Source organism: Saccharothrix sp. DSM 118769 (genome assembly GCF_052936295.1).
Map to the genome: position 1 here is coordinate 965,331 of NZ_CP193627.1, position 14,221 is coordinate 979,551.

The 14,221-nt window shown below is 67.3% G+C and carries 7 protein-coding genes and 3 rRNA genes; 6 read left to right on the plus strand and 4 right to left on the minus strand.

The annotated features are described in order from the left end of the window. Positions 1–651, minus strand: coding sequence for an LppX_LprAFG lipoprotein (locus ACRAKJ_RS04670; RefSeq protein WP_438920306.1), 651 nt, complete (start codon positions 649–651; stop codon positions 1–3). A gap of 173 nt (positions 652–824) precedes the next feature. Here ACRAKJ_RS04670 and glnA point away from each other — a divergent pair, with 173 nt between their 5' ends. From glnA to ACRAKJ_RS04700, 6 genes are all read left to right on the plus strand, one after another. Further along, a complete protein-coding gene (gene glnA / locus ACRAKJ_RS04675; protein WP_438920307.1) occupies positions 825–2,168 on the plus strand; it encodes a type I glutamate--ammonia ligase in 1,344 nt (447 codons plus the stop codon). A gap of 68 nt (positions 2,169–2,236) precedes the next feature. Then, complete coding sequence (locus tag ACRAKJ_RS04680; protein ID WP_438920311.1) at positions 2,237–6,190, plus strand: FkbM family methyltransferase; 3,954 nt, start codon at positions 2,237–2,239, stop codon at positions 6,188–6,190. A 454-nt stretch (positions 6,191–6,644) separates the two neighbouring features. Then, positions 6,645–8,161, plus strand: a 16S ribosomal RNA gene (locus ACRAKJ_RS04685). A gap of 346 nt (positions 8,162–8,507) precedes the next feature. After that, positions 8,508–11,589 (plus strand): 23S ribosomal RNA (locus tag ACRAKJ_RS04690). Between the two features lie 99 nt (positions 11,590–11,688). Further along, positions 11,689–11,805 (plus strand): 5S ribosomal RNA (rrf, locus tag ACRAKJ_RS04695). Together the 16S, 23S and 5S rRNA genes form the textbook arrangement of a ribosomal RNA operon. Before the next feature lie 68 nt (positions 11,806–11,873). Further along, positions 11,874–12,737 carry a GNAT family N-acetyltransferase gene (locus ACRAKJ_RS04700; protein ID WP_438925312.1) on the plus strand — a complete coding sequence of 288 codons (864 nt, stop codon included), beginning with the start codon at positions 11,874–11,876 and terminating at the stop codon, positions 12,735–12,737. Here ACRAKJ_RS04700 and ACRAKJ_RS04705 read toward each other — a convergent pair. From ACRAKJ_RS04705 to ACRAKJ_RS04715, 3 genes are read right to left on the minus strand one after another with little or no spacing between them, the layout of a single operon-like run. Beyond that, positions 12,718–12,939, minus strand: coding sequence for a helix-turn-helix domain-containing protein (locus ACRAKJ_RS04705; protein WP_438925311.1), 222 nt, complete (start codon positions 12,937–12,939; stop codon positions 12,718–12,720). The two genes, ACRAKJ_RS04700 and ACRAKJ_RS04705, sit on opposite strands and share 20 nt — an antisense overlap. Next, positions 12,936–13,547: a hypothetical protein gene (locus ACRAKJ_RS04710; protein WP_438925310.1), complete on the minus strand. Its 612-nt coding sequence runs from the start codon at positions 13,545–13,547 to the stop codon at positions 12,936–12,938. Before ACRAKJ_RS04710 ends, ACRAKJ_RS04705 begins: the two co-directional genes overlap by 4 nt. Then, positions 13,547–14,197, minus strand: coding sequence for a hypothetical protein (locus tag ACRAKJ_RS04715; RefSeq protein ID WP_438925309.1), 651 nt, complete (start codon positions 14,195–14,197; stop codon positions 13,547–13,549). Before ACRAKJ_RS04715 ends, ACRAKJ_RS04710 begins: the two co-directional genes overlap by 1 nt. Between the last annotated feature and the right edge of the window lie 24 nt (positions 14,198–14,221).

The window sequence follows — 14,221 nt, forward strand, 5'->3', positions numbered from 1 at the left end:
TCACGCGGGCGGGGAGACGGTGAACGGCTTGTCGAAGTCGGACAGGTCGATGCCGACCTTCGGCCCCGACGGCAGCTCGAACAACGCCCTGGTCAGCTTCTCCCCGCGCACCGAGAACGTGGACTTCACGTCCGCGTCGATGCCCGGCACCAGCCCGGCCACGACGGCCTCCGGCACGGTCGCCTCGACCACGGTCGTCCCGTCCTCGGAGCTGACGGTCCTCGCGTCCTTCGCGTCGGCCAGCACCTTCGCCACGCCCTTGTCCGGGTCGAGGATCAGCGTCGGGTCGTAGACCTGCCCCGCCAGCGCGGCGGGCAGCTTGGTGAACCCGCCGGTCGGCCCCTTGAAGTACAGGTCCTGCCCGACGAGCACGTACTCGACCTCGATGAGCTGCCCGAACTGGTTCACCTTCGCCCGGCCCCGCGACTCGCCGTCGGCGTTCAGGTCGCCCTCGGCGTCCTTCACCGGCACGTCCGGCAGCTCGCCGTCGACCTTGATCACGAAGTGCGTGCTCGTCACGCCCTTCATGCCGGCCGACGCCTTCGACAGCACCTCCGGGCCGGCGGGCAGGTCGCCGCCGCCCCCGGAGGACGTGCAGCCGACCGCCAGGGCGAGCACGAGCGACCCGATCAGGGTGCGACGAGGGAGCATGGCGTGCATCGTAGGACCCCTGACCCCGCGACCGGGCCGAACGTGCGCGCAAGCCCGTGACCAGGCGTTCAGGTCTGCCCCGACGGGCAGGCGGGCGGCGGGCGGAAATCGGCCGGGCGCGTTCCGGCGAGCCGGCAACGCGGGGTCCACCGTCCTTACCTAGGCTTCAGCCCATGAACCGCCAGCAGGAGTTCGTGCTCCGCACCCTAGAGGAACGCGACATCCGGTTCGTCCGGCTCTGGTTCACCGACGTGCTGGGCTTCCTGAAGTCCGTCGCGATCGCCCCCGCGGAGCTGGAGGGCGCCTTCAGCGAGGGCATCGGCTTCGACGGCTCCGCGATCGAGGGCTTCGCCCGCGTCTACGAGTCCGACATGGTCGCCAAGCCGGACCCCGCGACGTTCCAGGTGCTGCCCTGGCAGACGCCGGAGAAGAACCACTACTCGGCCCGGATGTTCTGCGACATCTCCATGCCGGACGGTTCCCCCTCGTGGGCCGACCCGAGGCACGTGCTGCGGCGCACCCTCGCCCGGGCCAGCGAGGCGGGGTTCACCTGCTACGTGCACCCGGAGATGGAGTTCTTCCTGCTCAAGAGCCTCCCGGACGACGGCAGCGAGCCCGTCCCGGCGGACAACGGCGGCTTCTTCGACCAGACCAGCCACGAGACCGCCACCCACTTCCGCCGCCACGCCATCGAGGCGCTGGAGGCGATGGGCATCTCCGTGGAGTTCAGCCACCACGAGGGCGCGCCCGGCCAGCAGGAGATCGACCTGCGCTACGCCGACGCCCTGACCATGGCCGACAACGTCATGACGTTCCGGTACGTGATCAAGGAGGTCGCGATCACCCAGGGGGTGCGCGCCTCGTTCATGCCCAAGCCGTTCAGCGACCAGCCCGGCAGCGGGATGCACACGCACGTGTCGTTGTTCGAGGGCGACCGCAACGCGTTCTACGACCCCGAGGACCCCTACCAGCTGTCGGACACCGGCAAGATGTTCGTCGCGGGGGTGCTCAAGCACGCCCGGGAGATCTCCGGCGTCACCAACCAGTGGGTGAACTCCTACAAGCGCCTGATCGTCGGCGGCGAGGCCCCCACGGCGGTGTGCTGGGGCCACTCCAACCGGTCCGCGCTGGTCCGCGTGCCCATGTACTCGCCGGGCAAGTCCTCGTCGCGGCGCGTGGAGATCCGCACGCTCGACTCCGCGTGCAACCCGTACCTGGCGTACGCGGTGATCCTCGCCGCCGGCCTCAAGGGCATCGAGAAGGGCTACGAGCTGCCCCCGCCCGCCGAGGACGACGTGTGGTCGCTGACCGAGCGCGAGCGGCGCGCCGCCGGGTACGACAACCTGCCGCAGAACCTCGGCGAGGCGCTGACCGAGATGGAGAACTCCGAACTGCTGCCCGAGGCCCTCGGCGAGCACGTCTACGACTTCTTCCTGCGCAACAAGCGGACGGAGTGGGACGCGTACCGCCGCAGCGTGACGCCGTACGAGCTCCGGTCCCTGCTGCCGGTCCTGTGAGGGAGGCACCCGTGCGGGTGGTCCACACCGAGCACTCGGAGAAGCTAGGTTTGCAGACCGTGACCGAGATGCCCGCCCGTGCGGAAGGCAGGCCCACGTTCATCGCGTGCACGGTGGCCACCGCCGCCGAGCTGCCCGCGGTGAAGGTGCTGTCCAGCTCGTTCCTCGCGCACCACCCGCAGGCCAGGTTCCTGGCGCTGGTCGTGGACGCCCTCCCGGAGAACTCCGGGCCCGGCCTCGTCACCCCGGCCGACCTGGGCGTGCCCGCGGCGGAGCTGGCCGAGCTGGCCACCGGCTGCACCGCCGCCCAGCTGTGCGGCCTGCTGCGCCCCAAGCTGCTCGAACAGCTCCTCGGGCAGGGCGTGCCGGTGCTCTACCTCGACCCGTGGGTGCACGTCCTGGCCCCGCTGACCGACCTGGTCGAGGAGGCCGTCCGCCGCGGCCCGCTCGTGCTGCTGCCCCGGTCGCTGCGGCCCCTCCCGGACGACGGCCTGCGCCCGACGCCCGCCGAACTGCTGGAGAAGGGCGTCTTCGACCCCGGGTTCCTGCTGGTCGCCCCCGGCGCGCAACCGTTCCTCCAGTCGCTGGGCGAACAGCTCCGCCGCAACCCCGGGGCGACCAAGGCCGTCCTCGACACCGCGCCCGCCCTGGTCAACCTGCACGTGCTGCGCAACGCCACGGTCGGCCTGTCGGTGTGGAACGCGCCGCAGCGCGACCTGCACCGCAGGCCAGACGGCACGCTGACCACCGTCGGCGAGCCGCTGCGCAGCGTCCACTTCGCGGGCTTCGACCCGCACCGGCCGTGGCTGCTGTCGGCCGAGTTCGCCGACCGCCCCCGCGTGCTGCTGTCGGAGCACCCCCAGCTCGCCGAGCTGTGCACCGCCTACCGCGCCGAACTGGTCCGCAAGGGCCACACCCCGCAGCGCGTCCGCTACGGCTTCGGCCAGCTCCCGGACGGCACCCGCATCCCGGACACCCTCCGCGCCGCCTACCGCGAGGCCGCCCGCACCAGGGAGGGTTCGGCGTTCAGCCCGACCGGCTGGGCCGCGCCGCAGCAGGTCACCGCCCCCACCCCCGCACCCGAACCGGTCGAGGCTGCCGGGCAGGCCGCTGCCACCGGGCAGGCCGCTGCCACCGGGCAGGTCGCCCCCGCCGGACAGGTCAACGGCACCGCGGTCATCCCCGCCGAACCGGCCGAGCCCGCCGACAGCGCCGAGATCCCCGCCGACAGCGCCGAGGTCCAGCCGGGTGCGGAGACCCCCGCCGAGCCCGACGCCGCGGAAGCCCTCGCCGAGCCCGACGCCGCCGAGGTCCCCACCGCCACCGAGGTCCCCCCGGCTCCCACGCGCACCGCGGCCCCGGCCCCCGTCCCCGCTCGCGGCAAGGCCACCCCCACCCCGCCCCCCGCGTTCGGCGTGGACGGCGGGGCGGCGTTCGTGGCCTGGGCCTCCGAACCGGAGGCCGGCCTCCCCGGCAGCACGCGCTGGTCCGCCGCCCTCTGGCGGTCCGACCAGGCCCTGCGCGCCCAGTTCCCCGACCCGTTCGGCGAGGACGGCGCGGCGTTCCGCGACTGGTGCGCCGGCGTCGGCGTCGAGACCGGCCGGCTGCCGGTGTCCGCCGTCCCCCGCACGCACGCCGAGGCCGCCGTCCTGCACGACCAGCTCGGCGTCACCGTGCTGGGCACCGGCCCGGTCGCCGAACTCGTGCTCGCCGCCGCCCGCGCCTCCGGCCTGCCCACCTCCACCACCGCCGGCTACCCGGTCGTCGTCCGCGTCGGCACCGCCCGCGCCGTCCCGGAGAGCCGGTTCGTCGTCGACTTCGTGCTCGACGACGAGCAGCCCGCCGGCGCGAGCGAGGTGTGGGTGCCCTCCGAGACCACCCGCGCCGCCCTGGAGCGCGCCGGCGGCCCGACCGTCCGCGTCCTGCCGCTCCCGGTCATGGACGCCGACCCGCGCGACCCCGGAACACACGAAGGTGTGGTCTTCGGAGCCCTCGCCGACCACTCGATCGACCGCGCGGGCAACGTGCTCGGCGCCGTGTCGGCGTTCCTCACCGCCTTCCCCGACCGCGCGGACGTCGTGCTGCGCATCGAGGTCAGCCACGCCGGGACGCACCCGGAAGCCGCCGAGCGCCTCCGCCTCGCCACCGCCGCCGACCCGCGCGTCGAACTGGTCGACGACCTCGGCGACGTCGACTGCCTCGTGCACCTGCACCGCGGCGGCGCGGACGACCGGATCGCCGCCACCCTCGCCGGGCACGCCGTCCGGGCCACCCCCGTCCTGACCTCGGAGCACGGCGCGGTCGCCGAGCTGTTCGACAAGAACGCGGCGATCTTCGTGCCGTGCCGCCAGGGCGTCGAACCCGACGTCCAGGCCGCCGCGAAGCTCATGCGCGCCCTCGCCGACGACCTGGGCACCGCCCTCGCCATCGGCCTCAGGGGCCGCGAGCACGTCCTCGCCACCAGGGGCACCGCCCAGGTCGGGGAACTCCTGCGCGAACGCGTCGAGCACGCCTACCGGGGCTGGCGCGCCCGCCGCGCCAAGCCGGTCCCGCCCGCCGACCCGCTCAAGGCGCTGCACTCCGCGAAGCACGCCCTGCTGCGCCAGCCGGACGTCGGCACGGCCAGCCGCACCCCCATGGCGCCGCAGCTGCGCAAGATGGTGCTGCGCGTGCTCGACCACTACGACAACCACATGCGCGACGTGCTCAACACCCTGGTCGACGGGGTGGAGCGCTCGGTCGCCGAGGTGGTCCGCCGGCAGGACGACATCACCGGCGGCGTCGGCCTGGGCGAGCTGGAGGTGCTGCGCGCCGAGATCGAGCAGCACGCCGAGAACCAGGGCCACCTCGCCGACCAGCTCCTCGGCGTGGACGACGGCGTGGTCCGGGTCCGCGCGGACATGGCGGGCCAGGGTCGCAGGCTGCGCGAGATCGAGGACGCCGTCGTCGCGGAGGCCGCCAAGCGCGCCAAGCAGGGCGACGCCCTGGCCCAGCGGATCGACAAGCTCGCCGTCGCGCTCGAACGCACCCTCGACCGGATCGACTCCCTGGAGTCGAAGGTCGTCGACGTGCTGAGGTCGCGCGACAACAAGCTGGAGCACGGGCTGCGCACCGCCAACCAGGCCCAGCAGACCGCCGACGCCCTGCGCCGCGTCGTCGTGCGCGAGCACGAGCGGCACAGCGACGCCGTGCCGCGCAGCTCGCTCGTCCTCACCGACGTCGGCCTGCTGCGCCTGCCGTCGGACGACGCCCTCATGCTGCCGATGCTGTCGAGCAACGGGGTGTGGGAGACGGAGCTGTCCGAGCTGATCGACTCGGTCGTCGAGCCGGACGGCATCTTCGTCGACATCGGCGCGTACGTCGGGTACCAGACCGTGCGGATGCTCAGCCGGTTCGGCTCGGGCGGCGCGGTCGTCGCGGTCGAGCCGTGCCCGTCCGCGCGGGCGCTGCTCCAGCACAACGTGACGGTCAACCTGCCGGAACGCGTCGCGCAGCAGCTCGTGCTGGTCGACGCCGCCGCGTGGGAGAGCACCGGCGAGCTGGCCACCCAGCCCGCGCTGACCGGCGGGGTGTCGGTGGTGCCCGTGCCGGAGGGCGCGCCCGAGGACGTCGCGAAGGTGCGCGCCACCCGGCTCGACAAGGAGCTGGAGGCCGTGCCGCTGCTCCAGGGCCGCAAGCTGTCCGTCGTCCGGGTGGACGCGCCGGGCCGCGGTCACCGCGCGCTGGCCGGGCTCGTCCGCCTGCTGCGCCGCGACCGACCGCACGTGTTCCTGGAGTTCTCGGCGACCGCCACCGAGGGCTTCGGCGACGATCCGGTCACGGTCCTCAAGGAGTTCCGGATCTGGGGCTACGACCTGGTGCCCGTGGCGACCCGCGAGCCGGCGTCGCCGGAGCAGATCGTGGCCGCGATGGAGGGGCTCCGGAGCATCTCCCTGTGGCTGCGCCCGCGCCCGATCCAGGCCAAGGCACCCGGTCCGCAGGTCTCCGTACCACTCCGGCAGCCCGCTGACCAGGCGATTTGACTTCGGCCAAGGTCATGAGTAACTTTTACCGAGTCGCCAGCAAGAACCCCGGAACGAGCGGTTGACACCGCGAATCGGGCCGGGTAGAGTTCTGCGGCGTCGAGCTCCCAGAAACGAATAAGCAGTGCAGAGCGCTGCCTCGGGTCTGGAAGTCAGAACAAATTGAATGCGAAGCGGGTTTTGACGCGGAGCGAAGAAGCCGAAACGGCCGATTTGACACCGGGAAAACGAACCAGCTAAGCTTCAAACACAAGCGAAACACCGGAAACACAAAGCCCCGGAATGAACCGCGGTAAGATGCGGGACACGATGGTGAGCGCGTGTTCTTTGAGAACTCAACAGCGTGCCGAATAGCCAGTAAATTTATGATCCTCGTCAAGAGGATTCCTTTGAGATTGTTACTGGACAACTGACATTACTTGTCAGTGTTGTTCGGAGCGATCGAACTCATTCCTTATTGGAGAGTTTGATCCTGGCTCAGGACGAACGCTGGCGGCGTGCTTAACACATGCAAGTCGAGCGGTAAGGCCCTTCGGGGTACACGAGCGGCGAACGGGTGAGTAACACGTGGGTAACCTGCCCTGTACTCCGGGATAAGCCTGGGAAACTAGGTCTAATACCGGATACGACCTGCCACTGCATGGTGGTGGGTGGAAAGTTCCGGCGGTATGGGATGGACCCGCGGCCTATCAGCTTGTTGGTGGGGTAATGGCCTACCAAGGCGACGACGGGTAGCCGGCCTGAGAGGGTGACCGGCCACACTGGGACTGAGACACGGCCCAGACTCCTACGGGAGGCAGCAGTGGGGAATATTGCACAATGGGCGAAAGCCTGATGCAGCGACGCCGCGTGAGGGATGACGGCCTTCGGGTTGTAAACCTCTTTCAGCGGGGACGAAGGGCAACTGACGGTACCCGCAGAAGAAGCACCGGCTAACTACGTGCCAGCAGCCGCGGTAATACGTAGGGTGCGAGCGTTGTCCGGAATTATTGGGCGTAAAGAGCTCGTAGGCGGTTTGTTGCGTCGGCTGTGAAAACTTCACGCTTAACGTGGAGCCTGCAGTCGATACGGGCAGACTTGAGTTCGGCAGGGGAGACTGGAATTCCTGGTGTAGCGGTGAAATGCGCAGATATCAGGAGGAACACCGGTGGCGAAGGCGGGTCTCTGGGCCGATACTGACGCTGAGGAGCGAAAGCGTGGGGAGCGAACAGGATTAGATACCCTGGTAGTCCACGCCGTAAACGGTGGGTGCTAGGTGTGGGGGACTTCCACGTCCTCCGTGCCGCAGCTAACGCATTAAGCACCCCGCCTGGGGAGTACGGCCGCAAGGCTAAAACTCAAAGGAATTGACGGGGGCCCGCACAAGCGGCGGAGCATGTGGATTAATTCGATGCAACGCGAAGAACCTTACCTGGGCTTGACATGCACTGGAAACCAGTAGAGATATTGGCCCCCTTGTGGCCGGTGTACAGGTGGTGCATGGCTGTCGTCAGCTCGTGTCGTGAGATGTTGGGTTAAGTCCCGCAACGAGCGCAACCCTCGTTCCATGTTGCCAGCGCGTTATGGCGGGGACTCATGGGAGACTGCCGGGGTCAACTCGGAGGAAGGTGGGGATGACGTCAAGTCATCATGCCCCTTATGTCCAGGGCTTCACACATGCTACAATGGCCGGTACAGAGGGCTGCGAAGCCGTGAGGTGGAGCGAATCCCACAAAGCCGGTCTCAGTTCGGATCGGGGTCTGCAACTCGACCCCGTGAAGTCGGAGTCGCTAGTAATCGCAGATCAGCAACGCTGCGGTGAATACGTTCCCGGGCCTTGTACACACCGCCCGTCACGTCACGAAAGTCGGTAACACCCGAAGCCCGTGGCCCAACCCGCAAGGGGGGGAGCGGTCGAAGGTGGGACTGGCGATTGGGACGAAGTCGTAACAAGGTAGCCGTACCGGAAGGTGCGGCTGGATCACCTCCTTTCTAAGGAGCATCTGCACCGCGGTCTTCGGACCAAGGTGGAGGCCACGCCGACGGCGAATGATCGTCGGGTGGAGCTCATATATGTGGATGCTGGCTAATGCAAGACTTCGGGTTGCTCGGTGAGTTAGTACTGTCCGCAAGGGCGTGGAAGGGTCACCGAGGGGTTCAGAGTTTCTTGTTCGGTACGCTGTTGGGTCCTGAGAGAACACGCGAGTGTTTTCCTCAGCGAGAAACGACAGGGCTCCGCCCGTCTCCGAACCGCCAGGGTGAACTTGGCAGGCGTTGACAGTGTGGCGGGGTGTCTGGTTGTTCTTTGAGAACTGCACAGTGGATGCGAGCATCTTTGTGGCAAGTTATTAAGGGCATACGGTGGATGCCTTGGCACCAGGAGCCGATGAAGGACGTAGGAGACTGCGAAAAGCCTTGGGGAGCTGTCAACCGAGCTGAGATCCAAGGGTGTCCGAATGGGGAAACCCGGCCCCAGTCATGTGGGGTCACCCATACCTGAACACATAGGGTATGTGGAGGGAACGCGGGGAAGTGAAACATCTCAGTACCCGCAGGAAGAGAAAACAACCGTGATTCCGTGAGTAGTGGCGAGCGAAAGCGGATTAGGCTAAACCGTACTCGTGTGATACCCGGCAGGGGTTGCGTGTGCGGGGTCGTGGGACCTGTTCGTCAGTTCTGCCGGACTGACAAGAAGTCATAAAACGGTGTCGTTAGCGGAACGTGTCTGGAAAGCGCGGCCGTAGAGGGTGAAAGTCCCGTACGCGAAAACTCACCGTCTTCTTACAGTGTTCCCAAGTAGCAGCGTACTCGTGAAATTCGCTGTGAATCTGGCGGGACCACCCGCTAAGCCTAAATACTACCTGGTGACCGATAGCGGACTAGTACCGTGAGGGAAAGGTGAAAAGTACCCCGGGAGGGGAGTGAAATAGTACCTGAAACCGTGTGCCTACAATCCGTCGGAGCCTTTAGGGGTGACGGCGTGCCTTTTGAAGAATGAGCCTGCGAGTTAGTGCTGCGTGGCGAGGTTAACCCGTGTGGGGTAGCCGTAGCGAAAGCGAGTCCGAATAGGGCGTTCATAGTCGCGTGGTCTAGACCCGAAGCGGAGTGATCTAGCCATGGCCAGGGTGAAGCGTGGGTAAGACCGCGTGGAGGCCCGAACCCACCAGGGTTGAAAACCTGGGGGATGAGCTGTGGTTAGGGGTGAAAGGCCAATCAAACTCCGTGATAGCTGGTTCTCCCCGAAATGCATTTAGGTGCAGCGTCGTGTGTTTCGTGCCGGAGGTAGAGCACTGGATGGTCTAGGGGGCCCACAAGCTTACCGAAATCAACCAAACTCCGAATGCCGGTACGTGAGAGCGCGGCAGTGAGACTGCGGGGGATAAGCTTCGTAGTCGAGAGGGAAACAGCCCAGAACGCCGGCTAAGGCCCCTAAGTGTGTGCTAAGTGGGAAAGGATGTGGGGTCGCCCAGACAACCAGGAGGTTGGCTTAGAAGCAGCCACCCTTTAAAGAGTGCGTAATAGCTCACTGGTCAAGTGGTCCTGCGCCGACAATGTAGCGGGGCTCAAGCACACCGCCGAAGCCGTGTCATTCCGGTTATGCCGGGATGGGTAGGGGAGCGTCGTTCAGCCATTGAAGCGCCGGAGTGATCCAGGTGTGGAGGCTGGACGAGTGAGAATGCAGGCATGAGTAGCGAAAGCAGAGTGAGAAACTCTGCCGCCGGATGACCAAGGGTTCCTGGGCCAGGCTAATCCGCCCAGGGTAAGTCGGGACCTAAGGCGAGGCCGACAGGCGTAGTCGATGGACAACGGGTTGATATTCCCGTACCCGTGTGAACGCGCCCATGGCGAGGCTTGTGATACTAACCGCCCGAAGCCCGGGTCTGATTCTTCGGATGAGGACCCGACGTGGAGCGCGGGACCTGAACTTGTAGTAGTCAAGCGATGGGGTGACGCAGGAGGGTAGCTCCGCCAGTGAGTGGTAGTACTGGTGTAAGCGTGTAGGCCGTAGCATAGGCAAATCCGTGCTGCATATAGGCTGAGACGTGATGCATAGCCGATTGAGGCGAAGTAGAGTGATCCCATGCTGCCGAGAAAAGCCTCTAGTGAGTGTTCATGCGGCCCGTACCCCAAACCGACACAGGTGGTCAGGTAGAGAATACCGAGGCGATCGGGCGAACTGTGGTTAAGGAACTCGGCAAAATGCCCCCGTAACTTCGGGAGAAGGGGGGCCGAGGGATTTGAAGCCCCTTGCGGGCTAGGATTTTTCGGCCGCAGAGACCAGCGAGAAGCGACTGTTTACTAAAAACACAGGTCCGTGCGAAGTCGCAAGACGATGTATACGGACTGACGCCTGCCCGGTGCTGGAACGTTAAGGGGACCGGTTAGCTCTTCGGGGCGAAGCTGAGAACTTAAGCGCCAGTAAACGGCGGTGGTAACTATAACCATCCTAAGGTAGCGAAATTCCTTGTCGGGTAAGTTCCGACCTGCACGAATGGCGTAACGACTTCTCGACTGTCTCAACCACAGGCCCGGCGAAATTGCACTACGAGTAAAGATGCTCGTTACGCGCGGCAGGACGGAAAGACCCCGGGACCTTTACTATAGCTTGGTATTGGTGTTCGGTTCGGCTTGTGTAGGATAGGTGGGAGACTGTGAAGCGCTGACGCCAGTCAGTGTGGAGTCATCGTTGAAATACCACTCTGGTCGTACTGGATGTCTAACCTCGGTCCGTGATCCGGATCAGGGACAGTGCCTGGTGGGTAGTTTAACTGGGGCGGTTGCCTCCCAAAGAGTAACGGAGGCGCTCAAAGGTTCCCTCAGCCTGGTTGGCAATCAGGTGTCGAGTGCAAGTGCACAAGGGGGCTTGACTGTGAGACCGACAGGTCGAGCAGGGACGAAAGTCGGAACTAGTGATCCGGCCATGGCTTGTGGAAGCGTGGTCGCTCAACGGATAAAAGGTACCCCGGGGATAACAGGCTGATCTTGCCCAAGAGTCCATATCGACGGCATGGTTTGGCACCTCGATGTCGGCTCGTCGCATCCTGGGGCTGGAGTAGGTCCCAAGGGTTGGGCTGTTCGCCCATTAAAGCGGTACGCGAGCTGGGTTTAGAACGTCGTGAGACAGTTCGGTCCCTATCCGCCGCGCGCGTAGGATACTTGCGGAAGGCTGTCCCTAGTACGAGAGGACCGGGACGGACGGACCTCTGGTGTGCCAGTTGTCCTGCCAAGGGCATTGCTGGTTGGCTACGTTCGGAAGGGATAACCGCTGAAAGCATCTAAGCGGGAAGCTCGTTCCTAGATGAGGTATCCCACCCTTCGTGGGTTAAGGCCCCCAAGAGACCATTGGGTTGATAGGCCGGAGATGGAAGGTCGGTAACGGCTGGAGTTGACCGGTACTAATAGGCCGAGGACTTGCTCACAAAAATGCTACGCATCCACTGTGCGGTTCTGAAAGAACCGAACCGGACCATCATGCCCGATCTGGGTGTGGTGCCTACGGGTTGGTAATTTCATAGTGTTTCGGTGGTCATTGCGGTTGGGGAACACCCGGTCCCATTCCGAACCCGGTAGTTAAGCCTTCCAGCGCCGATGGTACTGCACTCGTGAGGGTGTGGGAGAGTAGGACGCCGCCGAACATTCTTTCCCTCAGGGGCACTCGGATATCCGAGTGCCCCTGAGGGCTTTTTTGCGTTAACGTCACGCCGTGGCCGAGGTGACGAAGCACGAGGACCTTGCGGAGTTCTGGGAGCTGACCGGCGAGTTCTTCAAGGCGGACCCGGTGCTGCACACCGTGCCGATCGCCGCCGTGGCGCGCAGGTTGGACCACCCCGACCCGGACGACCAGCCGCCGCTGCTGGTGACGATCTGCGAGGACGACGTGCTGGTGGCCGCGGCCCTGCGCACGCCGCCGTGGCCGTTGACGCTCAGCGGTGTGCCGGCGAGGTGGGCGGAGACGCTCGCGGACGCGTTGGCGGGTGACGTGGAGCTGCCGGGCGTGAACGGCCCGCGTGACGCGGTGGAGGCGTTCGTCGTCGCCTGGGCGGCCCGCACGGCACAGGGTGCTCAGGAACACATGGCCCAGCGGCTCTACCAACTGGGCGACCCGGTGGTCCCCGAGGTGCCGGGGCAGGCCCGCCTGGCGTCGGAGGACGACGTGGAGCTGCTGACCGGGTGGCGCACGGACTTCGCCATCGAGGCGATGGGCGTGGGACGCGACCAGGCCGCCGCCGAGGAGTCGGCGCGCGTCCTGCGGGCGAGCATCGCGGCGGGTGCCGGGCACCTGCTCTGGTTCCACGACGACGTGCCGGTGTCGTGGGCGTCGGCGAACGCGCCCGCGTCGGGCATGTCCCGCATCGGCCCGGTCTACACGCCGCCCGAGCACCGCGGGCACGGGTACGGCACGGCGGTCACGGCGGCGTGCGCGTCGTGGGCGCGGGAGAGCGGCGCGGAGCACGTGGTGCTGTTCACGGACCTGGCGAACCCGACGTCGAACTCGATCTACCAGCGGATCGGGTTCCGCCCGGTGGTCGACGCGGCGGAGTTCGTGTTCACCCCGCGTCCGTCCTGACGGGGCTGTGGCTGAGCAGGTCGCCGGGCTGGCACCCCAGCACGTCGCACAGCGCGGTCAGGGTGCTGAAGCGGATGGCCCTGGCACGCCCGTTCTTGAGGACGGACAGGTTGACCACCGTCACGCCGACGCGTTCGGCCAGCTCGGTCAGCGTCATGCCGCGCTCGGCCAGCAGCCGGTCGAGGTGCACCTCGATGCTCACACGGTCCCCTCCAGGTCCTCGCGCATCTCCGCGCCGGTGCGCACGATCCTGCCGAGCGTGAGCAGGCCGGCTCCGGCGACCACCGCCCACCAGGGGAAGGCCACGTCGCCGAGGAACTCGACGGCCTCCAGGTCGCGGTCCACGACGCCCTGGAGCAGCCGCGCGGCGGTGAACGCCTCCAGCAGCGCCGCGGCGGGCAGCGACACCAGCACGAACCAGCCGACGCGCCGGACCCCGGCCGCGGTGGCGGCGGTGTGGACGCCCTCCTCGGCGGCGCGCTTGAGGACCACCAGCAGCAGGAACAGCGCGGCGGCGTAGCAGAGGGAGCGGGGCAGGTCGTTGAGGACGCCCAGGACCCGCTGCCCGGCCGTGGGGTCGTCGATGCACACCCGCACCCGCTCGACCCCGGCGGTCACGCCGTCGCGCAGCCGGCCGTCGCCGAAGTCCCGGGCGCGCAGGCCGGTCCGGAAGCACACCGGCCACAGGCCGAGGGCGGACGTCACGGCCCCGTAGAGCGAGCCGCCGGCGGTCACGACGGCGGCGAACGGCCACAGGAAGCCCGCTGCCCGCAGCAGGGGGCGCAACGGGTCCGGCTCCGGTGCCGCCATCACACGGTCCCCTCCAGGTCGAGGCGCATCTCCGCGCCCGCCCGCATGATCGTCGACATGGCCGGCAGCCCGACCCCGGTGACGACCGCCCACCACGGCACGTCCCACTCCATTGGCAGGCGGGTGTAGTGGCTCGTCAGCTCGGGGACGAGGGGCGTCAGCAGCTCGATCCGGGCGACGGCCTGCGCCAGGGTGGTCACCAGCGGCAGGACGAGGGTCGCCCAGCCGAGGACCCGGACGCGGTTCGCGGTGGCGGCGGTGTGGGCGCCGTCCCGGACGGCGCGTTCCAGCACCCGGAGCAGCAGGTGGGACAGGACGGCGTAGCCGACCACCGGCAGTGCCCGCTCGACGATGACGAGCGCGCGGTCCCAGGCCGTCGGGTCCTCCAGGCACACCCGCAGCGCCTGCGCGCCCAGGCTCGCCCCGTCGCGATCGACGGAGCGCAGCACGTGCGTGCCGAGGGCCGTCCCGAAGCACAGGCTCAGCGCCCCCGCCGAGAACACCGAGAGCACGGCGATCCCGGCGACGACGACGGCGACGGCCCACATCAGCCGGACCAGGCGGGCGAACACGCCCAGCGCGCCGCGCTCACCGCGTCGTCCCGGACCCGCGGCGGTGTGGTGCGGTCGTAACGGTGCCCCGTCCCCCATGCCGCCCCCCGTATCGTTTATCGA